Genomic DNA, 22,188 nt, shown 5'->3' with positions numbered 1-22,188 from the left:
TCAGACCCCGAGGTAGGCCTGCTGCACCGCAGGGTCGTCAGCCAGGTCGGCGGCGGGACCGGAGAGGACCACCCTGCCCTCCGCGAGGACGTACCCGGTGGTCGCGATCCTCAGCGCGGATCGCGCGTTCTGCTCTGCGAGCAGGACACCGATGCCCTCCCGGTTGATCCCGACGATGGCGTCGAAGACCTGCTGCGTGATGAGCGGTGCCAGCCCCATCGACGGCTCGTCGAGGATGAGCATCTTCGGGTCCGACATCAGCGCACGACCGATGGCCACCATCTGCTGCTGCCCGCCCGAGAGGGAGCCCGCGTTCTGGTGGCTCTTGTCGCGCAGGACGGGGAAGAGCTCGTAGGTGCGCTCGAGGAGCTCACGCACGCGCTTCCTGTCCCGACGACCGACGTAGGCACCGAGCGTCAGGTTCTTCTCCACCGACATCCGTGGGAAGAGGTGCCGCCCCTCGGGGCAGTGCGCGAGCCCCCTGCGCACGATCGTCGCCGGTCGGGCCCGGGTGGTCTCCTCGCCGTCGAACTCCACGCGTCCGCTGGTCGGCCGCAGGATGCCGCTCACCGTGCGGAAGAGCGTCGACTTCCCTGACCCGTTGGCGCCCAGGATGACCGTCAGCTCACCCGCCGGTGCCGTGATGTCGACCGAGTGCAGGACGTTGCCCGCGCCGTACCCGGCGCTCAGGCCGGTGATGCTCATCATGATGCTGCTCCTGCCGCGCCCGCGTCGGCACCGAGGTAGGCCTCGATGACGAGCGGATCGTTCCTGATCTCCTCCGGGGTGCCCATGGCGATGCGTTGACCGTGGTCCAGGACGACGATCTGGTCGGCCAAGTTCATCACCATCGACATCTTGTGCTCGACGAGGCAGACGGTGATCCCGCGGGCGACGATCTGCCGGATGAGCATCCCGAAGGACTCCGTCTCCTCGTCGGTGGTCCCGGCGGCGGGCTCGTCGAGGAGCAGCAGGACCGGCTCGGTGGCGAGCGCCTGGGCGATCGAGATCCGCTTCTGCGCCTCCTGCGGGAGCGTGGAGGCGATCTCATCCCTCAGGTGCGCCGCGCCGACGAACTCGAGCTCGCTCATCGACCTCGCGAGGCTGCGCCGCTCGTCCCGCCGGTGCCGCGGCGTGTGCAGCACCGCGTCGAGCGCGTTGGACGTCGAGCGCACGACGCTGGCGGCCCGCACGTTGTCCAGGACGGTGGCACCCTCGAAGAGGTGCGTCGTCTGGAAGGTCCGGGCGATGCCCTCCCGCACCGTCTGGTGCGGGTGCATGCCGGTGATGTCCTTGCCCCGGAAGGTCACGGTGCCGGAGGTCGGCCGGTAGAACCCCGCGAGCAGGTTGAACAAGGTCGACTTGCCGGCGCCGTTGGGTCCGATGATCGCCGTGACGCAGCCCTCCGGGACGTCGAAGTCGACGTCCTTGACCGCGTCCAGGCCACCAAAGGCCTTGCCGAGCCCACGTACCTCGAGCAACATCACAGTCCCCTCTCCGTCGTGGTCGAGGCGACGGCGGCCTCGGGTGGGGAGGACCTGCGCCGTCGTCCCGCGATGAACTCGTTGAGGTACCCGACGATCCCACGCGGGGCGAAGATGACGAGCAGGACGATGATCGGGCCGAGCACGATGAAGCGGTAGGCCTCGAGATCCTGCAGCATCTCGAAGAGGAAGGCCACGAGGACGCTGCCGACGATCGGTCCCATGACCGTCCCCATCCCGCCGATGAGCAGGAAGAGGAGGAACTGGAAGGTCAGGTCGATCGACGCGGAGTCGGCGCCGATGAAGCCGTTGAGCGTGGCGAAGAGCCCGCCCGCCAGACCGGCCGTGCCCGCCGAGGCGGTGTAGGCCAGCTGCTTGCTCACGCCGACGTTGACCCCGATGGACTTCGCCAGGTCCTCAGAGGTGCGGATGGCCACGAGCGAGCGTCCCGCGTTGGAGCCGAGGATCGCGTGCGTCGTGTACGCCGCTCCGGCGAGGAAGAGCAGCACGAGGTAGTAGAGGGCCACCGGGTCCTCGAAGTCGATCGGACCGATGCCCTCGGGCAGCTTGATCCCGCTGACACCCGAGTGCGCGTGCGTCACCGACTCCCACCGGATGATGATGATGTAGATCAGGAACCCGAGCGCCATCGTGAAGATGGCGAAGTAGGCCCCCTGGGTCCGCAGGGCGATCAGCCCCGAGGCGTAGCCGAGCACCGTGGTGACGAGGACGGCGACCAGGAACGCGGTCCAGAAGGACCAGTCGTGGTCGGTCGTGGCCAGTCCCACGACGTAGGCACCGACACCGAAGAAGGCACCGTGGGCCAGGGACAGCTGCCCGGTCAGGCCGAGGATGATGTTCATCCCGTAGGCCGCGATCGCGTAGACCGCCGCCGTGGTGACGATGCGCAGCAGGTAGGGCTGGCCCTCGACGAGGAACGGCGCCACGAGGAAGGCGATGAGGACGACGGCGACGCCGAGGAGCCGTGGCTTGAGCATCGTGGTCATCGCTGCTCCACCATCCCGAAGAGCCCGGTCGGCTTGATCGCGAGCACGGCCATCAGGACGACGAAGACCGCCGCCTGCCCGGCGCCGACGGAGATGTAGGTCGAGGCCATGACCTCTGCCATCGCGATGACGAACCCACCGATGATGGCTCCGGGGAGGGAGCCGAGCCCGCCGAGGATGATGATCGCGAAGACGATGAGGCTCAGGGACTCCCCCATCCCGGGCGACAGCAGCTGGATCGGGGCGACGAGCCCCGCCGAGATCGCCACGAGGGCGAACGAGACGGCGAAGGTCAGCATCGAGACGACGTTGGGGTTGATGCCCACCAGAGCGGCACCGGTCCGGTCCTGCTCGATCGCCTCGATCGCCTGACCGTGCACGGACCTCTTGAGGAAGAAGGTCAGGGCGATCAGGACGACCATCGCGGTGACGATGATGATGATCCGCTGCCAGGAGATCTGCGCGCCGGCCACGGTCAGCCGCCCGTCGAAGGGGGACTCCATCCGCAGGAACCCGGTCCCCCAGACCTCTTGGACGACGGACGTCAGGAAGAACATCACGCCCACCGTCGCGATCATGTGGTGGGTGTGCGGCGCGTTGCGCAGCGGGTGGAAGATCAGCCGCTCGAAGACGACACCGATGGCCGCCAGCAGCACCGCCGCCAGCACGATGGCAACGACGTAGGGCAGCCCCACGTCGACGAGCAGGGTGTAGGTCAGGTACCCGCCGACCATGAAGAGCGCGCCGTGGGCGAGGTTGGGGAACCCGAGCACGCCGAAGACGAGGGTCAGGCCGATGGCGGCCAGGCAGTAGATGCCGCCGAGCGCCAGACCGTTGATGAGCTGCTGGATGAACAGGGTCATCCGTCACCTCCGTGGGGGTCGCTGGTCACCGGGCTCATTCCTTCGGCTGCTCGATCTCGAAGGTCTCGTACTCGCCCTTGTCGTTGCGGTAGGCCGCCTTGAGCCCGTCGGAGACGAAGTGGCCCTTGTCGGTGATGCTGTCGGGCGCGAAGGCGACCTTGAACTTGTCGTCGACCTCGCCGACGGCCTCGGGCATGGCCTCGCGGATGGCCTCCGGGTCGTCGGTGCTGCCGGCCTTCTTCATCGCCTCGACGAAGACGGGGAGCGACTGGTAGTTGAGCGCGATGTCGGCGTTGACCGGCTTGTCGGAGGAGAACTTCTCCTGGTACCGGGAGATGAAGTCCTCGGTCCCCTCGAACTCCTTGACGGGGGCGATGCCCACGGAGTTGTCGAGGTTCTCCGGCTCGGTGAACTCCTCCATCTCCTCGAACTTCGCCTGGTCGATGATCATGAAGGCACCGTCGTAGCCCTGCTTGCGGGCCTCCTCGATGATCAGCGCGGTCGGCTGCGAGGGGCCGCCGACGAGGATGACGTCGGGCTTGCCGGCGAGCGTCTTGGACACGGGTCCTGCGAAGTCGGAGACGGTGCCGTAGTCGATGTTGTTGTTGGAGAGCACCTGGCCGCCGGCGTCCTGCCAGCTCTTGGTCGCCGCCTTGGTCCACTCCTGGCCGAACTCGCTCGAGGTCGTGAGGAGGCCGAGCTTGCCCTTGCCCTTGGTGTCGACCTTGTCGATGAAGGGGTCGATGTAGCTGGTGAAGGACGGCGGGATCATCACGGTGAGCTCGTTGCCGCTGGAGAGGATGTCCGGGTCGGAGCTGTAGGCGCCGATGAGGAACTTGTCGCGCGAGGTGTTGAGCTCCTGGGCCGCCTTGATGCCACCAGCGTGCGGGACGAAGACGATCTTGGCGCCCTCCTTCTGCACGAGGCGCTGGGCGTTGGTCCCGGTGGTGCTCGGCTGGTACTGGTCGTCGAGGCTCTCGAGCTTCAGCGTGTACTGCTTGCCGTCGATCTCGACGCCCTCCTCGTTGAGGTCGTCGATCGCCATCTGGAGGCCGTTCTGCACGTTGCGGCCGTACTCGGCGGCGCCACCGCTGATCCCGGCGGAGTAGCCGATGACGAGGGTGTCGCCACCCGAACCGGCCCCTCCGTCGCTCCCCTCCCCGCCACAGGCAGCGAGAGCGAGCACCAGGCTTCCGCTCGCGGCCAGGGCGAACGAACGGCGGACTCGGGACGAAGGAACAAGCGCCATCGGGAATCTCCTCGTTGAGAACCTCTGAAATGAATCTGTGTTCAGATTCAGTTTGCGAACGTAGTGGTGCTCCTCACAGTTGTCAACGGCTGGCGTGCGACCCGCGTGTCGCAGGGCCCCTCAGGGTCCGGGGACGACCTCGTCGCCCAGCCGCAGCCCGCCCGCGCCGAGCGGGACCAGACGCGTGCCGAACCACGTCTTGCCCTCCCACCTGCGGTACTGCGAGAGCGTGCGGATCGGCTCCGGGCCCGTGGCCAGCGTGACCGGGTCGATCGTCGTCATGACGCAGCGGTCGCACACCTCGGCCGTCCGGTACCGGACGTCACCGATGCGCACCGTCGGCCACGCGTCCTCGACGAAGGCCTCCTCGCCGTCGATGACGACGTTGGGGCGGAAGCGCAGCATGCTGAGCGGCTCCTCGTCCGCGCCCACCCACTCCTGCAGCCGGGCGAGCGAGACCTCGGAGGTGAGCAGCAGCGGCCCGGCGTCCGCGAGCGAGAGGGTGTCGCCCTCGAGGCCCCCGTGCGCGCCGGACATCCGCCGGACCCGCGGGTCCTCCTGCCACACGAGGCGCAGCGGGCGACCCACCCGGTCGCTGATCCACTCGCTGACGTCCTGGTCCGCGGGCGGGGCGAATCCCTGACGGGAGTGGCTCACCGGGACCGGTGGGAGACCGAGCGGGACGTCGACGAGGATGCTCTCCCCTTCGTCGTGGATGCGGATGGTCTCCTCGTCGACCTGCTCGGCCCACAGGCGCAGCAGGGCGTGCTCCTCGCGGGCGGTGACCTTTTCCCCCGCCGGGTCGACGAGCGCCCATCGTCGGTCCCCGGCCAGGCCCCACGGCTCGACCTCTGCCGAGTCGACGTCGGTGCCCCCGAGGGACTTGACCGGGTAGATCCGCAGCTGGGTGACGCGCATGCTCCCGATCGTAATGAGCAGGCCGGCGCCGTCAGGACTGGCGGGCGTGCTCGGCGGCGAGGACCGGGTGGACGTCGAGCGGGGAGGCGCTGATCGTCTGCGGGATCTCCACCGTCCGACCGTCCCGCAGGTGCAGCTCGACGACGGGACGTGCCGCCACCCGTCCGCGACCGACCGAGACGATGTGCGACCACGGGATCCACGCGCCGAGCTCGCGGATCCACACGCCCTCGGCGGCCGAGACGCGCACGTGGACGCCGGGACGCGCGAGCCTCCACACCGCGACGGGGATGCCGACGGCACCGAAGAAGACGATGAGCGCCACCCCGAGCATCCGCAGCAGTCCCTCGCCGCCGAGAAGGCACAGGCCGATGACGGTGAAGCCGAGGCAGAACATCAGGACGAAGACCATGCCCACGCGCGCGGCCCGGTACTCCAGCTCTTCGCCGCGGGCCAGCCGGGCGGCGTCGTCGGTGCTCATGGGGGACATGCTCCCCCACGGGTCTCATGCCCCGACGGGCACCTCGTCCTCGGAGATCTCCTCGGCGCCGGGCACCCCGGGCTCGAGGCGATGATCGCCCGCGCGCTGCAGGGCGAACCAGCCGCCGAAGAAGGCGCTGAAGATCCCCGCCTCGGTGTCCTTGACGACGATCTGCGCGCAGTGCCCCGCCTGGACTCGGAAGGCCACCGCACCCGAGGTCGTCAGCCCGTCCTTGAGGTAGAGCACGTGCTTGCCCGACGGGATGTCGTAGCGGACCGACGACTCGGACCCCCCGAGGACCCCGAGCTCGGTGGACCCGAGCATCACGTGCTTGCCTGCCAGGTGCTCCGGCGCGATGTCACCGGTGCTGATCTCGACTGCTGCGCCCATCGGGCACCTCCTGGTCTCGGTGGGCACGGTCGGGCGGCCGGGCCCTCACCCCCATGATGCTCCCCGGGCTGCGAGATGTCTCCCCATGACACCTGTCATTGCGCAGTCGTGACATCGGGGACGCGCCGCAGCCACCTACCCGAGGTGACCCGTCGGTCACAATGGGGGCGACCCCCTTCGTCCGAGGAGCCCGCATGCGCCGCACCGGTGTCACCGCGGGCCTCGTCGCGCTCGCGCTCGGCGGGGGGATGCTCGCGGCCTGCACGGACGAGGCACCCGGGGCGGGCTGCGACGCGGTGACGGCGGAGTTCGACTGGGCGACGCCGTCACGCGAGGACGACCGGCGCTTCGAGCTCACCGGACCCGGGTGGGTCGGTGGCGACTCGACGTACTCCGTGGGGCTGCCCGACGGTCGCACGCTGTGGCTGTTCTCCGACTCCTTCATCGGTGAGGTCACCGCCGGGGGCACACCGCGACCGGGCATGGCGATGGTCCACAACGCGCTCGTGGCCGAGGACGACTCCGGGCGCCTGAGCACGCACACGTCCGAGGGGCCCGAGTCCTTCTTCCCCGACCCGAGCGAGGACACCTACTACTGGGTGCAGGACGCGCTCGTGCAGGGCGAGGAGCTCGTCGTCTTCCTCTCCCTGACCCGCCGGGTCGGCGAGCAGGGCTTCGCGTGGGACCGCAACGCCATGGCGCGGGTCTCGCTGCCGGGCCTCGAGGTGGAGGAGATCATCGACCCCGGCAGCTCCGGCACCGACCACGTCGCCTGGGGCGCCGGGGTGATGCCAACACCGACGTACACCTACGTCTACGGCATCGAGGACCTCGAGCAGACCAAGCACCTGCACCTGGCGCGCGTGCCCGCCGGCAACCTCACCGACCGCACCCGCTGGGAGTACCGGGGCGCCGACGGGTGGACGAGCGACCCGACGCGGAGCGCGCGGCTCACCGACGGCGTGGCCAACGAGCTGAGCGTCACGCCCTACCGCGACGGCTACCTGATGATCTCCTCGGACACCTCGCAGCCCTTCAGCCCCGGGATCAACGCGTGGACGGCGTGCTCGCCGCAGGGCCCGTGGGCGGACCCGCAGCGGATCTACGAGACCCCCGAGTCGGGACGCGGGCAGCACTTCACGTACAACGCGCACGGCCACCCGACGCTGTCCGACGACGAGCAGCTGCTCATCTCGTACAACGTCAACACCTTCGACTTCGGTGAGCTGACCCGCGACCCGACGCTCTACCGGCCGAAGTTCATCACCCTCGACCTGGGGTGAGCTCGGTGGCGCCGATCCGGTCGAGGACCCACGCCCACTCCCACGCGGTCTGCTCCCACGCGTCGTAGCGACCGGAGCGTCCGCCGTGCCCGGCGCTCATCTCGGTGCGCAGCAGCACCGGGCGCTCGGGCGAGTGCCGGGTCACCTCGCGGAGCCGCGCCACCCACTTCGCCGGCTCGGTGAAGTAGACGCGCGTGTCGTGAAGCGAGGTCGTCGCGAGGACGGCGGGGTACTCCACGTCCGCGAGGTTCTCGTAGGGGCTGTAGCCGCGCATGTAGCGGTAGACCTCGGGGTCCTCGAGCGGGTTGCCCCACTCCTCCCACTCGCCGACGGTGAGCGGCAGGTCCGGCCGCAGGATCGTCGTCAGCGCGTCGACGAAGGGGACGGCCGCCAGGACCGCGGCGAAGCGGTCGGGCGCCAGGTTGACCGCGGCGCCGACGAGGAGACCGCCGGCGGACCCCCCTTCGATCGCCAGGCGGTCCCGGGCGACCCAGCCGGTCTCGTGGAGATGCTCGGCGACCGCGACGAAGTCGGTGAAGGTCTGCCGCTTGGCGAGCATCTTGCCGTCGTCGTACCAGTGCCGCCCGAGCTCGCCGCCGCCGCGCACGTGGGCGACGGCCCAGACCACCCCGCGGTCGAGCAGCGACAGCCGGGCGATGGAGAAGTACGGGTCCATGCTGATCTCGTAGCTGCCGTAGCCGTACAGCAGGCCCGGGTTGGTGCCGTCGGCAACCGTCCCGCGGCGCATGACGAGCGAGACCGGCACGCGGGTGCCGTCGGGCGCGGTCGCCCAGGTGCGCTGCTGCTCGTAGTCCGCGAGGTCGACCCCGAGCACCGGCTGGCGCTTGAGGACCGTCCGCTCCCCCGTCGCGACGACGAGGTCGAGCACCGACCGCGGCGAGACCCAGGACTCGTGGACGACCCGGATGCGGTCGGTGTCGGTGTCGGCGACCGGGCCGAGGTGGACCGAGTGCAGCGCGTCGTCGAAGGCCACCTCCGTCGGTGGTCCGTAGTCCGAGCCGACGAAGGGGGTGGACCTCGCCCGTCGCGGCAGGAGCCGCAGCGCCGGCAGCCCGTCGGCACGCAGCGACAGGACCGCGAAGTCGTCGAAGGCGTCGACCCCGACGAAGCGTTCGCCCTCGGCGCGCTCCAGGAGCGGCTGCCACTGCTCGGCGCTCGTGGCCTCCAGCGGTGCCCACGCGAGGTCGCCCTCGGGCTGGCGCTCGTTGTGCACGATGAGCAGGTGGTCGGCGGCGGGCTCGACGTCGTACTCCACGCCCTCCCGTCGGGGCGCGACGCACCGCGGCGCAGCGGTCGGGTCGTCGGCGTCGACGAGGTGGACCTCGGAGGTCGTCTTGCTGCCGAGGCCGATGACCACCCAGCGCTCGTCGCGACTGGTGCCGATGCCCATCCAGAAGCGCTCGTCGTCCTCGCGGTGCACCAGCGCGTCGGCGTCCCGGGCGGTGCCGATCTCGTGCCGCCACACCTCGTGCGGCCGCCACGCGTCGTCGACGGCGACGTGGAAGAGGTGCCGGGCGTCCCGGGAGAAGGCCAGCCCGTACCCCGCCCCGGTGACCGCCTCGTCGAGGACCTCCCCGGTGGCGATGTCGAGCACCGTGACGTCGAAGCGCTCGTCACCGGTCACGTCGACGGCGTACGCCATGCGGCTGTGGTCGGTGCTCACCTCGAAGGCACCCAGCGAGAAGAACTCGTGGCCCTGCGCGAGCGCGTTGCCGTCGAGCAGCACGACCTCGCCCGGCAGCGGCTGCGACGGGTCGAGCTCGGGCACGGTCGTGCGGTCGGTGAGCGGCGCGCGGCACTGGATCGCGTACTGGCTGCCCTCGACGGTCCGCGCGTAGTACCACCAGTCGCCGGAGGCGACGGGGACGCTCAGGTCGGTCTCGAGCGTGCGGCTCCTGATCTCGTCGAACAGGCGCTGGCGAAGGGGGGCCAGGTGCGCCGTCGTGGCCTCGGCGTAAGCGTTCTCCGCCTCGAGGTGGGCGAGGACCTCGGGGTCCTCGCCGTCACGGAGCCACTCGTAGGGGTCGGCGACGTCCTCGCCGTGGTGGGTGCGGGTCCACGGCTTCTGCGCCGCCACGGGAGGGGTGGGGGCCTCCCCCTTCGCGTGCTCGCTCATGCCGACACCGCCCGGGCGCCGAGGATCACCTTGAGGTCACCGATGAGCGCCTCGGTCGGCTCGACCCGGTAGGACGGGTCGACCGACATCGTCACGGATCGTCCGGGCTGGACGAGCTTGATCTGCACGTCGGTGCTGCCCGGGTGCTGGGAGAGCACCTGCTTGACCTCCTCGATGCGGCCGGTGGTCGCCCGCGCGTAGTCGAGCGTGAGGACGACCGGTCCGCGGGGACCGTCGGTGAGCTCCGGGATCGTCAGGTCCTCGGCGTAGATCGAGACCGTGTCGTCGCGGGCGTTCACCCGCCCGCGGACGACCGCGACGATGTCCTGGGTGAGCATCGTCTGGACCGTGAGGTAGGTCTTGGGGAAGAAGAGGCACTCGATGGCCCCCTCGAGGTCCTCCACGGTCGCGATCGCCCAGAGATCGCCCTTCTTGGTGCGCTTGACGCTCAGCCCGGTGACCAACCCCGCAACGGTGACATTGCTGTTCTCCTTCACCCCGGAGTCGGGCTGCGTGAGGGTCGCGATCGAGGTGTCGGCGGCGCGCTGCAGCACGTGCTCGACGCCGAAGAGGGGGTGGTCGGAGACGTAGAGGCCGAGCATCTCGCGCTCGTTGGCGAGCTTGGCCCGCTTGTCCCACTCCACCTGCGGGATCGGCCGCAGGCCCATGCCCTCGATGCCGGCGCCGGCCACGTCGGCCTCCTCGTCGCCGCCGCCGAACATGTCCCAGAGCGAGTCCTGGCCGACGGCCTCCTGCCGCTTGACGCCGACGAAGGCGTCGACGTACTCCTCGTGGACCATGACCAGCCCCTGCCGCGGGTGGCCGAGGTCGTCGAAGGCGCCGCCCATGATGAGCGACTCGATGGTCCGCTTGTTGCACACGACGGCCGGGCACTTGGCGAGGAAGTCGTCGAAGGAGGTGAAGGCCCCCTTCTCCTCGCGGGCCGCGATGATCCCGTCGACGACGTTGCGGCCGACGTTGCGGATGGCGTTGAGGCCGAAGCGGATGTCGGTGCCGACGGCCGAGAAGCGGGCCTGGGACTCGTTGACCGAGGGCGGCAGCACCTTGATGCCCATGCGGCGGCACTCGTTGAGGTACAGCGCCGACTTGTCCTTGTCGTCGCCGACCGAGGTGAGCAGGGCGGCCATGTACTCGGCCGGGTAGTTGGCCTTGAGGTAGGCGGTCCAGTAGGAGACCAGGCCGTACGCGGCGGTGTGCGCCTTGTTGAACGCGTAGTCGGAGAAGGGGACGAGCACGCCCCACAGCGCGGCGATCGACGCCTCGTTGTAGCCGTTGGCCTTCATGCCCTCGGAGAAGGGCACGTACTCCTTGTCGAGGACCTCCTTCTTCTTCTTGCCCATGGCGCGGCGCAGGAGGTCGGCGTTGCCGAGCGTGTAGCCCGCCAGCTTCTGCGCGATCTCCATGACTTGTTCCTGGTAGATGCACAGGCCGTACGTCGTGCCGAGGATCGGGCCGAGCGCCTCCTCCATCTGCGGCTGGAGCTTCCCCTTCAGCTGCGGGTCGAGCGGCACGACCTCCTGGCGGCCGTTCTTGCGCAGGGCGAAGTTGGTGTGCGCGTTGACGCCCATCGGGCCGGGGCGGTAGAGCGCGAGGGCGGCGGAGATGTCCTCGAAGTTGTCCGGCTGCATCAGGCGCAGCAGGGTGCGCATGCCGCCGCCGTCGAGCTGGAAGACCCCGAGCGTGTCACCACGGCTCAGCAGGCGGTAGGTCGCCTTGTCGGTCATGTCCTTGCTCAGCGCGTCGAGGTCGATCTCCTCGTCGCGGTTGTCCTTGATGTTGACCAGGGCGTCGTCGAGGATCGTCAGGTTGCGCAGGCCGAGGAAGTCCATCTTGACCAGGCCGAGCGTCTCGCACGTCGGGTAGTCGAACTGCGTGAGGACCTGACCGTCCTGCAGGCGGCGCATGATCGGGATGACGTCGATGAGCGGCTCGCTCGACATGATGACGCCGGCGGCGTGCACGCCCCACTGGCGCTTCAGACCCTCGAGGCCCTTGGCCAGGTCGACGACCTCACCGAGGTGCTTCTCGGACTCGACGAGCTGGCGGAACTCCTGCCCCTCCCCGAAGCGGTCGTGCTCCTTGTCCCACATCTTCGCCAGCGGCACGCCCTTGCCCATGACGTCGGCGGGCATCGCCTTGGTCAGCTGCTCGCCGACGTTGAAGGGGTGGCCCATGACGCGGGCGGCGTCCTTGACCGCTTGCTTCGCCTTGATCGTGCCGTAGGTGGCGATCATCGCCACGCGCTCGTCGCCGTACTTGTCGGAGACGTACTTGATGACCTCGGCCCGCCGGCGCTCGTCGAAGTCCACGTCGAAGTCGGGCATCGACTTGCGCTCGGGGTTGAGGAAGCGCTCGAAGATCAGGCCGTGCGGCACGGGGTCGAGGTCGGTGATGCCCATCGCGTAGGCGCACATGGAGCCGGCACCGGAGCCACGGCCCGGCCCGACGCGGATGCCGTTGCGCTTGGCCCAGTTGATGAAGTCGGCGACGACGAGGAAGTACCCGGGGTAGCCCTTGCCGACGATGACGTCGATCTCGTAGTCGGCCTGCTTCTGCGCGTACTCCGGGATGCCGTCCGGGAAGCGGCGACCGAGGCCGGTCTGGATCTCCTTGACGAACCACGACTGCTCCGACTCCCCAGGCGGGCAGTCGAACTTCGGCATGTACCGCCCTTCGCCCTCGACGAAGGAGACCTCGCACATGTCCGCGACGAGCAGGGTGTTGTCGCACGCCTCGGGCAGCTCGCGCCACAGCCGACGCATCTCCTCGGGCGACTTGAGGTAGTAGCCCTCCCCGTCGAACTTGAAGCGGTCGGGGTCGTGCAGCTTGGACCCGGAGTTGATGCACAGGAGCGCGTCCTGGGCGATCGCGTCCTCCTGCTTGACGTAGTGCAGGTCGTTGGTCGCCAGGAGCGGCAGCTGCAGGTCCTTGGCCAGGCGCATCAGGTCCTCGCGCACCCGGCGCTCGATCTGGTTGCCGTGGTCCATCAGCTCGAGGAAGTAGTGCTCGCGGCCGAAGATGTCCCGGAACTCCGACGCGGCCTGGACCGCGAGGTCGTACTGGCCCAGCCGCAGCCGCGTCTGGATCTCGCCGGAGGGGCAGCCTGTCGTCGCGACGAGCCCCTCGCCGTACTGGGAGAGCAGCTCGCGGTCGAGTCGCGGCCACTTGGCGAAGACGGAGTCGAGGGAGGCCCGCGAGCCCATCTTGAACAGGTTGTGCATGCCGCTGTTGTTGCGGGCCAGCAGCGTCATGTGGGTGTACGCGCCACCACCGGAGACATCGTCGCCGGGCCGGGTGCGCTCGTCGCCCCACTTCACCCTGGTCTTGTCGCTGCGGTGCGTCCCGGGGGCGACATAGGCCTCGAGGCCGATGATCGGCTTGACGTCGTAGGACTGCGCGGTCTTCCAGAACTCGTGTGCCCCGAAGAGGTAGCCGTGGTCGGTCATCGCGATCGCCGGCATGCCCATCTCCTGGGCGGTCGAGAACATGTCCTTGATCCGCGCGGCACCGTCGAGCATGGAGTACTCGGTGTGGTTGTGCAGGTGGACGAAGTTCTCGGGACGCGGCAGCTCGGACATCGACCCGAGTCTAGATCGCGCCCCCGACAGCCGAGCACGCCGTCGGTCGCTCCGTCACCGCCACTCGGCGCGTCGCGGTGGGACGCCCGCTACCGCGCCGGACGAAGGGGGTCTACCGTCGGGACCGACACCGCCGTCAACCACCTCACAGGAGGCCCCGGGATGTTCGTCCCCATGTCCGTCAACGACTTCATCGACCGCGCCGCCGCGGTCTACGGCGAGCGCATCGCCGTCGTCGACGAGCCCGACCAGCCGGCTGCGCCCCTGGAGGACGTGACCTACGCGCGGATGCGCCGGCTCGCCCTCGCCCAGGCGGCCCACCTGGACTCGCTCGGCATCGAGGTCGGCGACCGGGTCGCCGTGGTGAGCCACAACTCGGCGCGCCTCCTGACGAGCTTCTTCGGGGTCTCCGGCTCCGGCCGGGTCCTCGTGCCCGTCAACTTCCGCCTGGCCCCCGAGGAGGTGCGGTTCATCGTCGAGCACTCCGGCGCCCGCGTCCTCTACATCGACCCCGAGCTGACCTCCCTCGTCGACGAGGTCTCGGCGGAGCACACCTTCGTCCTCGGCGAGGACGAGCACCTCTTCGGCGACACGGAGGACGCCACTCCTCGTGCCTGGGAGGCGGACGAGTCGGCGGTCGCGACGATCAACTACACCTCGGGCACCACCGCCCGCCCCAAGGGCGTGGAGATCACCCACCGCAACATCTGGACCAACGCCGTGACCTTCGGCCTGCACGCGGGCATCAGCGACCGCGACGTCTACCTGCACACGCTGCCGATGTTCCACGCCAACGGGTGGGGCATGCCCTTCGCCATGACGGGCGTGGGGGCCCAGCACGTCGTCATCCGCAAGATCGACGGCGCGGAGATCCTGCGGCGCGTCGAGCGCCACGGCGTCACCGTCATGTGCGCGGCCCCGGCAGTGGTCAACTCCGTGCTGGCCGCGGCCGCGGAGTGGCAGGGCGAGGTCCCCGGCCGTGACCGGGTCCGCATCATCGTCGCGGGCGCGCCGCCGCCCACGCAGACGATCGCCCGGGTCGAGGAGGAGCTGGGTTGGGAGTTCATCCAGATCTACGGCCTCACCGAGACCTCCCCCCTCCTCACGATCAACCGCACCCGCGCCGAGTGGGACGACCTGTCCGCGCAGGAGCGCGCCGGCAAGCTCGTGCGCGCCGGCTCCCCCGCCCTGGGCTGCCGGATGAAGGTCGACGAGGAGACCGGCGAGGTGCTCGCCCGCAGCAATGTCGTCATGGAGGGCTACTGGAACCTCCCGGAGGAGACGGAGCGCACCTTCGCCGGCGGGTGGTTCCACACCGGTGACGGCGGCACGATCACCGACGACGGCTACGTGACGATCAGCGACCGCAAGAAGGACGTCATCATCACCGGCGGGGAGAACGTCTCCTCGATCGAGGTCGAGGACGTCCTCTTCTCCCACCCGGACGTCACCGAGGTCGCCGTGATCGGCGTCCCGGACGCCAAGTGGGGCGAGACGATCAAGGCCCTCGTCGTCCTCACCGAGGGGTCCACGACCACCGAGGCCGACCTCATCGCGTGGTGCAAGTCCAAGGCGGCCGGCTACAAGGCGCCGACCTCCATCGAGTTCCGCGACGAGCTGGCCCGCACGGCGACCGGCAAGCTGCAGAAGTTCAAGCTCCGCGCCCCGTACTGGGAGGGCCGCGACCGCCTCGTCAACTAGCCGTACGGCCTCAGTGCATGCCGGCGAGCCGGTCCAGGGCGGTCTGCAGGTCGTCGGGGTAGGTGCTCTCGAAGTGCACGTAGTCGCCGGTGCCCGGGTGGATGAAGCCCAGGCCCATCGCGTGCAGCCACTGGCGCTCGAGGCCGAGCTTCGCGCTCAGCGTCGGGTCGGCGCCGTACGTCGGGTCCCCGACGCACGGGTGACGAAGGGCGGCCATGTGCACCCTGATCTGGTGCGTGCGGCCGGTCTCGAGCTTGATCTCGAGCAGCGAGGCGTGGCGGAAAGCCTCGATGAGCTCGTAGTGAGTGATCGCGTGCTTGCCGGAGTCCATGACGGCGAACTTGTAGTCGCCGCTCGGGTGCCGGCCGATGGGGGCGTCGATCGTGCCGACGTGCGGGTCCGGCAGGCCCTGGACGAGTGCGTGGTAGGTCTTGTCGACCGTGCGCTGCTTGAAGGCGCGCTTGAGCACGGAGTACGCGTACTCGCTCTTGCACACGACCATGAGGCCGGACGTGCCGACGTCGAGCCGGGAGACGATGCCCTGGCGCTCGCTCGCCCCGCTCGTCGTGATCCGGTACCCCGCCGCTGCGAGACCGCCGAGGACGGTCGGCCCGCTCCAGCCCACGCTGGGGTGGGCTGCGACGCCGACCGGCTTGTCCACGACGACGATGTCGTCGTCGTCGTGGATGATCCGCATCCCCGGCACGGGCTCGGCGACGATCGCGACGCCCGGGCTCTCGTCGACCGAGGGCAGGGTGATCTCGATGCGGTCGCCGGCGCTCACCCGGGAGGACTTGACGACGGTCGCGCCCTCGACGAGGACCTGGCCGTCGGCGGCGAGCTCGGCGACCCGGGTGCGGGAGAGGCCGAAGAGCCGCGCCACGGCGGCATCGACCCGCTCCCCCTCGAGGCCGTCGGGGACGAGGACGTTGCGGGTGTCACCCATGGGACTCCTCCGTGTGCTTCGGGCGCGAGCCGTCGATCCCGACGTTGGTGAGGACGAGCCAGATGAGCAGCCCGGCCCCACCGACGATCGCGATGTCCGCGACGTTGCCGACGAAGTACCCGGCGTAGTCGATGAAGTCGATGACGTGCCCGCGCAGCGGGCCCGGCTCACGGAAGAACCGGTCGTAGAGGTTGCCGAGGGACCCGCCGAGCAGCAACCCGAGCGAGACGGCCCAGTGGGTCGAGCGGATGCGCGGGGTCACCCACACGATCGCCGCGGTCACCGCGACGGCGATGATCGTCATGACCCACGTCATGTCGTCGCCGATGGAGAACGCGGCGCCCGAGTTGCGGATGACGCGAAGGGAGAGGAGGTCACCGAGCACGGGGACCACCCTCCCGTCGGTCAGGGCGTCGAGCGCCCAGACCTTGGTGGCCTGGTCGAGGACGAGGGTGACGACGGCCGCGACGGCGTACCACCGCAGCACCCCGGAGCGGGAACCCGCCGCCGGGGTGTCGTCGTCGTGGTCTGGGGTGTGTGGGGCGCTCAGCGCCGCTCCTGTCGACTCTTGCATGTCATGCACAGGGTCGCACGAGGATAGGCCTGGAGTCGAAGCTTGCCGATCGGGTTGCCGCAGGACTCGCAGATCCCGTAGGTGCCGTCCTCGAGCCGGTCGAGGGCGTGCTGGTTCTGCTCCAGGCCCGTACGGGCGCCCGCGACGAGGCTCAGCTCGTGCTCGCGCTCGAAGGACTTGGCGCCCGCGTCGGCCTGGTCGTCGCCCGCGCCGTCGACCGGCTCCTTGAGGAACTCGGTCAGCCCCGCCTCGGCCGTGTCGATCTCCGCGGTCAGGCGGGCGATCTCGGCGTCGAGCTCGGCCCTGACCTCCTTGAGCTCCTTGGCGGTCCAGGGGCTCTCGTCCTCGCGGACGGCGAACGTGGTGGCCGTGCCGTTCTTGGCAGCGGTCTTCTTCGTGGCCCCCTTGGCCGTCGCGCTCTTCTTCGTCGCGGCCGCGGTGGCGGTCTTCGTCGTGGTCTTCTTCGCGGCCATGACCGTCCTCAGATCGTGGATCCGGGCCGAGAGCACGGATCAGAGTCAACGCAGGGTACGACGTTTTCGTCGCCCGGTCGCACTCGCCACGTGACAACTTGGTGTCGGTCTCGACCCGCGGGACGACGACCTCGCCGCACCGGTCCGGGACACGCCGCGGGCGGCGCCCTCCCGACATCGGGTGGACGCCGCCCGCGGGGCGACCGAGTGGCTGAGGTCAGTGCTTGGCGGAGGCTTCCGGCGCCACGGTGGCGCTGCTGTCGAGGCCCTTCAGCTGGCTGCTGATGAAGTCCTTGAGCTTGCGACGGTAGTCACGCTCGTAGGTCGTCAGCTCCGCGATCTGGCCCTCGATGCGCGTCTTCTGCGCGTTGAGGTCGTCGAGGATCTTCTTGCGCTGGGCCTCGGCCTCGCTGACCATCGTGGTGCTCTTGGTCTGCGCGTCCGAGATGAGCTTGTCGCGCTGCGTCGTGCCCTCGCCGATGAACTGGTCGCGCTTGCCCTGACCGGTCTTGACGAAGTCGTCGTACTTCGCCTGCCCCGTGGAGAGCAGCTCGTCGTGCTTGCCCTGTCCGGTGCTGATCAGCTCGTCGTGGCGGCGCTGCGCCTCGGCGATGAGCTTGTCCCGCTGGCTCTGGCCCTCGGCGACGTGCTCGTCGTGCAGGCGCTGCGCGAGGGCGATGAGCCCGGAGGCACCGGCGCCGCCACCGGCGGCAGCGGCCATCTGGCCGGCGCCACCGTCGGTCCCGGCAGCGGCGGCCACCGGGGCGGCGGCAGCCTTGTCCTGGCGGGACTTCGCCTCGGCCTCGGCCTTGTCGGCGGCCGCGTTGGCGGCGGCGATGCGCTCCTGGGCGCGCTTCTCCGCCTCCTCGGCGCGGGCGGTGACGGTCGCGATGCGCTCGTCGGCGCCCTGCTGCGCACGGCTCACCGAGGCGTCGCCCTTGGCCCGCTCGCTCTCGTCGCCCTTGGCGCGCTCGAGCTCGGTGGCACGCTTCTCGGCCGCCGCGCGGGCGGCCGTCTCCTTCTCGAACCGGCTGCGCAGGTCGTCCAGCCGGGCGCGCAGGTCGCGGTTCTCGCGGGCCAGTGCCTCGTCGGCCTTGCCGGACCCCTCGGCGACCGGGGCGGCAGCGGCTGCGGGAGCGCTCCCGTCCTGGGCCCGGGCCCGCAGGTCCTCCGAGTCCTTGACCATGCGGCGCATCTCGGCCACGACCTCGTCGAGGAAGTCGTCCACCTCGCGCTCGTCGTACCCACGACGGAACTGGGTCTGGGTGAAGGTCTTGTTGAGGACGTCCTCGGGCGTGAGCGCCATTGTTCCTCCGTAAGCGATCGGACAGTGTGCACGCCCATGTCACGCGGAGCGCGCACGGGCATCCCGCTCAGCCTAGACGATGCCCAGGAGGATGTAGACCGCGAGGATCAGGATGAGGAAGGCGATGTCGATGGCGACACCGCCGATGCGCAGGGGCTTGAAGACCTTGCGCAGAGCCCTCAGGGGCGGGTCGGTGAGCGAGTAGATCGCCTCGGCCACGAGGAGGATCACGCCACGGGGTCGCCACTCACGGGCGAAGACCTGGATCCAGTCGAGGACGAGGCGCCCGAAGAGGACGAGGAGGTAGACGTACAGAACGAGGTTCAGCACGCCGCGGACGATCGACATGGATCCAGCCTAGGTCGGGGGTCTGGGGCCCCGCTGGGAGGGTCAGCTCTGGTTGAACAGCGCGCGCGGCTGCGCCGGCTCGCCACCCTCTGCGTCGACCTCGATGTGCTCCGGGGAGAGCAGGAAGACCTTGTTGGTGACCCGCTCGATGGACCCGTGCAGACCGAAGACCAGGCCGGCGGCGAAGTCGACGAGACGCTTGGCGTCGGAGTCGTCCATGTCGGTGAGGTTCATGATCACCGGCGTGTTGCTGCGGAAACTCTCGCCGATGGCGCGGGCGTCGTTGTACGTGCTCGGGTGGATCGTGGTGATGCGGTTCATCGCGGTGACCTCCACCTCGCGGACGGCAGGAGCGCTCGGGACACGGCGCAGCGGCGTGACCTCGGCGGCGTGCTCCTCCTCGACGAGGTCGTGACCGGCCTCGTACTCGTCGACGTACTGGTCGTCGTACTCGTCGTAGCGCTTGTCGTCCTCCGCGAGCCCGAGGTAGACCATCGCGTTGCGCAGTGCCGTCATGTCCTCATCCTTCGTCACACACCTGTTGCCTTCGGTGTCACCGAAGTTACCGGTGGGACGTCCGATCTCCGAGGATTGCCGTCCCGACACGCAGGTGTGTCGCACCGTGGCGGACCGCGGACTCCAGGTCACCGCTCATGCCGGCGGAGATCCAGTCGGCGTCCGGGTGGTCGACCCGCAGGCGCGCGGACAGCTCCGCGAGGCGGGCGAAGGCGGGGTCGGGGTCCTCGCCGAGCGGCGCGACCGCCATGAGGCCCGCGAGACGAAGGGGGGACCCCGCGATCTCGTCGGCGAGGGCCGGCACGTCGCCGGGGACCGCTCCCCCGCGGTGGCCGTCGGGCTCCGCGTCGAGGTCGACCTGGATGAGCACGGTCAGCTCGCGCCCGGCCGCCTCGGCGCCGCGGGTGAGCGCGCCGACGAGCTTCGCCCGGTCGACGGACTGGACGACGTCGGCCCAGCGGGCGACGGCACCGGCCTTCTTCGACTGCAGCTGGCCGATGAAGTGGGTGCGCACGCCCTCGGGAGTGCCACCCTCAGCGAGCTTGGCCGCGGCCTCCTGCTCCCGGTTCTCGCCGATGTCCGTCACGCCGAGGTCGGCGAGCAGGTCGAGGTCGCTGCGGGGGAAGAACTTCGTCACGACGATGAGCCGGACGTCCTCGCGCGGCCGGCCGGCCGCCTCGCACGCGCGGGCGATGCGCTCCTCGACGCGCTCGAGGTTGGCGGCGAGCTCCTCCCTTCGCCCGCTCATGCCGTCCTCCCGATGATCCCGGCGAAGCGCCCGGTCCGTCCGTCGCGCCGGTAGGAGTAGAGCGCCTGGTCCTCGCGCGCGCACCCGGGGACCCACTCGACGGGCACATCGGCTCGGCGCAGCTGGTCGACGACGCCGCTCGCGACGTCGATGGCGGGCGTGCCGGTCCACGTGATCGCGGCGGAGACGGGCGCGACCTGTGCCGCGTCCGCGCGCATCTCGTCGGGGACCTCGTAGCAGCGACCGCAGACCGACGGGCCGACGGTCGCGAGCAGGTCGGTGGCGCCGAGGTCGCGCATCGCCTCGACGAGGCGGAGCGCGACCCCGGCCACCATGCCCGGGCGGCCCGCGTGGGCGACCCCGACGAGCGGACCCGCGGCGTCGTGGACGAGGACGGGGGTGCAGTCGGCCACGAGCACGCCGAGGGCGACGCCGGGCACGGCGCTGACCATCGCGTCACCGGTCCCGACCGCACCGGTCCCGGAGCGGTCCGCCGCGAGCAGCTCCGGGGTCACGTGGATGACGTCGGCGCCGTGCACCTGGTCCGCCCAGACGGTCCGCAGACCGGTGGCCTCCTCGACGAGGGCCCTGTTGCCCGCGACCGCTGCGGCGTCGTCGCCGACGTGGGCGCCGAGGTTGAGACCGGCGAAGGGGGCGACACTGCGCCCCCCGTGCCGATCGGTGAACGCCCGCACGAGTCCGGCGGTGTCGTCTCTCCAGGCAAACACTGGGTCCGGTCAGGTCACTTCAGGAAGTCGGGGACGTCCAGGTCGTCACCGTCGTCGAAGGTCACCTGCCGCGGAGGCGTCGCCGGCGCGGCCTGAGCCGGGGCCTGCGCGGGGACCGGCTGGGGCTGCGCCGGGGCGGGCGCCTGCTGCTGGGCGGGCGCCTGCTGCTGGGCCGGGACCTGCTGCGGCTGGGCCTGCGCCGGAACCTGCTGGGCCGGGACCTGCTGGGGACGACCCTGCTGCGGCTGGGCCGGGCGCTGCTGCTGCGCGGGGGCCTGCTGAGCCGGGGCCGGTCGCCCCTGTCCGCCGGACTGGACCTGGCCGAGGGCCCGGTCGTCCGGGCGCTGCGTCGGGGACCCACCGTCGAAGCCGGCCGCGATGACCGTCACTCGCACCTCGTCGCCGAGGGCGTCGTCGATGACCGCACCGAAGATGATGTTGGCCTCGGGGTGCGCGGCCTCCTGGACGAGGCGGGCGGCCTCGTTGATCTCGAAGAGACCGAGGTCGCTGCCACCCTGGATCGACAGGAGCACACCGTGCGCACCGTCGATGCTCGCCTCGAGCAGGGGCGAGGAGATCGCCAGCTCCGCGGCCTGGACGGCGCGGTCCTCGCCGCGGGCGGAGCCGATGCCCATGAGTGCCGAGCCGGCACCCTGCATGACCGACTTGACGTCGGCGAAGTCGAGGTTGATCAGGCCCGGCGTGGTGATGAGGTCCGTGATGCCCTGGACACCGGAGAGGAGCACCTGGTCCGCGCTGCGGAAGGCGTCGAGCATGCTGACCGCGCGGTCACTGATCGAGAGCAGCCGGTCGTTGGGGATGACGATGAGGGTGTCGACCTCGTCGCGCAGCGCACCGATGCCGGACTCGGCCTGGTTGGCGCGCCGACGCCCCTCGAAGGTGAACGGACGCGTCACGACACCGATGGTGAGCGCACCCAGGCCCTTGGCGATCTTGGCGACGACGGGGGCACCGCCGGTGCCCGTGCCGCCACCCTCGCCCGCGGTGACGAAGACCATGTCGGCCCCCTTGAGGACCTCCTCGATCTCCTCCGCGTGGTCCTCGGCGGCCCGCTTGCCGACCTCGGGGTCCGCGCCGGCACCGAGGCCGCGGGTGAGCTCGCGGCCCACGTCGAGCTTGACGTCCGCGTCGGACATCAGCAGCGCCTGGGCGTCGGTGTTGATCGCGATGAACTCGACACCCTTGAGGCCGACCTCGATCATCCGGTTGATGGCGTTGACGCCACCGCCGCCGATGCCGACGACCTTGATAACGGCCAGATAGTTCTGGGCTGATGCCACGGGGGACTCCTGTTGCTGCTGCTCGGTGGTGCCTCACCGCCTGAAGGCTCAAGGTGAACTTCAGGGTTACAGTTTGGTCACGCTCGGTGTGCGGATGACGGTATGTCCCGCGGGCCGCCGGGGCAAACGCTCGCGC

21 protein-coding genes are annotated in these 22,188 nt (G+C 70.1%); 2 read left to right on the top strand and 19 right to left on the bottom strand.

What is annotated here, in order from left to right:
• From ABC138_RS01665 to ABC138_RS01630, 8 genes are all read right to left on the bottom strand, one after another.
• The gene (locus tag ABC138_RS01665) at window positions 1-708 is read right to left on the bottom strand and encodes an ABC transporter ATP-binding protein (protein WP_068422100.1); all 708 of its coding nucleotides are present in this window, start codon (window positions 706-708) and stop codon (window positions 1-3) included.
• Window positions 705-1,484, bottom strand: a complete 780-nt coding sequence (locus ABC138_RS01660) for an ABC transporter ATP-binding protein (protein ID WP_068324932.1) — start codon at window positions 1,482-1,484, stop codon at window positions 705-707. The genes ABC138_RS01665 and ABC138_RS01660 overlap by 4 nt, the downstream gene beginning before the upstream one ends.
• The gene (locus ABC138_RS01655; RefSeq protein ID WP_068324933.1) at window positions 1,484-2,491 is read right to left on the bottom strand and encodes a branched-chain amino acid ABC transporter permease; all 1,008 of its coding nucleotides are present in this window, start codon (window positions 2,489-2,491) and stop codon (window positions 1,484-1,486) included. Before ABC138_RS01655 ends, ABC138_RS01660 begins: the two co-directional genes overlap by 1 nt.
• The gene (locus ABC138_RS01650; RefSeq protein WP_068324934.1) at window positions 2,488-3,354 is read right to left on the bottom strand and encodes a branched-chain amino acid ABC transporter permease; all 867 of its coding nucleotides are present in this window, start codon (window positions 3,352-3,354) and stop codon (window positions 2,488-2,490) included. Before ABC138_RS01650 ends, ABC138_RS01655 begins: the two co-directional genes overlap by 4 nt.
• Before the next feature lie 34 nt (window positions 3,355-3,388).
• Complete coding sequence (locus ABC138_RS01645) at window positions 3,389-4,540, bottom strand: ABC transporter substrate-binding protein (RefSeq protein ID WP_345912533.1); 1,152 nt, start codon at window positions 4,538-4,540, stop codon at window positions 3,389-3,391.
• Window positions 4,541-4,723: 183 nt separating this feature from the next.
• Window positions 4,724-5,521, bottom strand: a complete 798-nt coding sequence (locus ABC138_RS01640; protein WP_345912532.1) for an MOSC N-terminal beta barrel domain-containing protein — start codon at window positions 5,519-5,521, stop codon at window positions 4,724-4,726.
• A 31-nt stretch (window positions 5,522-5,552) separates the two neighbouring features.
• Window positions 5,553-6,002: a hypothetical protein gene (locus tag ABC138_RS01635; protein WP_068324936.1), complete on the bottom strand. Its 450-nt coding sequence runs from the start codon at window positions 6,000-6,002 to the stop codon at window positions 5,553-5,555.
• 24 nt (window positions 6,003-6,026) lie between these two features.
• On the bottom strand, window positions 6,027-6,392 hold the full coding sequence (locus ABC138_RS01630) for a hypothetical protein (protein WP_068324937.1): 366 nt from the start codon (window positions 6,390-6,392) through the stop codon (window positions 6,027-6,029).
• Window positions 6,393-6,586: 194 nt separating this feature from the next.
• On the opposite strand from ABC138_RS01630, the gene ABC138_RS01625 reads away from it, so the two are divergent.
• On the top strand, window positions 6,587-7,675 hold the full coding sequence (locus tag ABC138_RS01625) for a DUF4185 domain-containing protein (RefSeq protein WP_068324938.1): 1,089 nt from the start codon (window positions 6,587-6,589) through the stop codon (window positions 7,673-7,675).
• Here the strand turns inward: ABC138_RS01625 and ABC138_RS01620 are convergent.
• Window positions 7,656-9,812, bottom strand: a complete 2,157-nt coding sequence (locus ABC138_RS01620) for a S9 family peptidase (RefSeq protein ID WP_345912531.1) — start codon at window positions 9,810-9,812, stop codon at window positions 7,656-7,658. The genes ABC138_RS01625 and ABC138_RS01620 overlap by 20 nt on opposite strands.
• Window positions 9,809-13,411 carry a DNA polymerase III subunit alpha gene (dnaE, locus tag ABC138_RS01615; RefSeq protein WP_345912530.1) on the bottom strand — a complete coding sequence of 1,201 codons (3,603 nt, stop codon included), beginning with the start codon at window positions 13,409-13,411 and terminating at the stop codon, window positions 9,809-9,811. The genes ABC138_RS01620 and dnaE overlap by 4 nt, the downstream gene beginning before the upstream one ends.
• Before the next feature lie 174 nt (window positions 13,412-13,585).
• Here dnaE and ABC138_RS01610 point away from each other — a divergent pair, with 174 nt between their 5' ends.
• Window positions 13,586-15,112, top strand: coding sequence for an AMP-binding protein (locus ABC138_RS01610; protein ID WP_255218282.1), 1,527 nt, complete (start codon window positions 13,586-13,588; stop codon window positions 15,110-15,112).
• A 10-nt stretch (window positions 15,113-15,122) separates the two neighbouring features.
• Here the strand turns inward: ABC138_RS01610 and ABC138_RS01605 are convergent, their stop codons facing one another.
• The 9 genes from ABC138_RS01605 to ftsZ all read right to left on the bottom strand — a co-directional run bounded on the left by ABC138_RS01605 (window position 15,123) and on the right by ftsZ (window position 22,052).
• A complete protein-coding gene (locus ABC138_RS01605; protein ID WP_068324942.1) occupies window positions 15,123-16,058 on the bottom strand; it encodes an RluA family pseudouridine synthase in 936 nt (311 codons plus the stop codon).
• Complete coding sequence (gene lspA, locus ABC138_RS01600) at window positions 16,051-16,632, bottom strand: signal peptidase II (protein ID WP_169701898.1); 582 nt, start codon at window positions 16,630-16,632, stop codon at window positions 16,051-16,053. Before lspA ends, ABC138_RS01605 begins: the two co-directional genes overlap by 8 nt.
• Window positions 16,605-17,105, bottom strand: a complete 501-nt coding sequence (locus ABC138_RS01595) for a TraR/DksA C4-type zinc finger protein (RefSeq protein WP_068324944.1) — start codon at window positions 17,103-17,105, stop codon at window positions 16,605-16,607. Before ABC138_RS01595 ends, lspA begins: the two co-directional genes overlap by 28 nt.
• A gap of 217 nt (window positions 17,106-17,322) precedes the next feature.
• Window positions 17,323-18,411, bottom strand: coding sequence for a DivIVA domain-containing protein (locus ABC138_RS01590; protein ID WP_068422121.1), 1,089 nt, complete (start codon window positions 18,409-18,411; stop codon window positions 17,323-17,325).
• 72 nt (window positions 18,412-18,483) lie between these two features.
• The gene (locus ABC138_RS01585; RefSeq protein ID WP_068324946.1) at window positions 18,484-18,759 is read right to left on the bottom strand and encodes a YggT family protein; all 276 of its coding nucleotides are present in this window, start codon (window positions 18,757-18,759) and stop codon (window positions 18,484-18,486) included.
• Window positions 18,760-18,801: 42 nt separating this feature from the next.
• Window positions 18,802-19,275, bottom strand: a complete 474-nt coding sequence (gene sepF, locus ABC138_RS01580; protein WP_068324947.1) for a cell division protein SepF — start codon at window positions 19,273-19,275, stop codon at window positions 18,802-18,804.
• A gap of 46 nt (window positions 19,276-19,321) precedes the next feature.
• The gene (locus ABC138_RS01575) at window positions 19,322-20,023 is read right to left on the bottom strand and encodes a YggS family pyridoxal phosphate-dependent enzyme (protein WP_345912529.1); all 702 of its coding nucleotides are present in this window, start codon (window positions 20,021-20,023) and stop codon (window positions 19,322-19,324) included.
• Window positions 20,020-20,751: a polyphenol oxidase family protein gene (locus ABC138_RS01570; RefSeq protein ID WP_345912528.1), complete on the bottom strand. Its 732-nt coding sequence runs from the start codon at window positions 20,749-20,751 to the stop codon at window positions 20,020-20,022. The genes ABC138_RS01575 and ABC138_RS01570 overlap by 4 nt, the downstream gene beginning before the upstream one ends.
• A gap of 14 nt (window positions 20,752-20,765) precedes the next feature.
• Window positions 20,766-22,052 carry a cell division protein FtsZ gene (ftsZ, locus tag ABC138_RS01565; RefSeq protein WP_068324950.1) on the bottom strand — a complete coding sequence of 429 codons (1,287 nt, stop codon included), beginning with the start codon at window positions 22,050-22,052 and terminating at the stop codon, window positions 20,766-20,768.
• Window positions 22,053-22,188 lie beyond the last annotated feature (136 nt).

The organism is Janibacter sp. LM (assembly GCF_039631275.1).
In the GTDB taxonomy this organism is placed as follows: Bacteria; Actinomycetota; Actinomycetes; order Actinomycetales; family Dermatophilaceae; genus Janibacter; species Janibacter terrae.
The sequence above is the reverse complement of the archived record's forward strand: the minus strand, read 5'-3'. Positions and strand labels throughout refer to the sequence as shown.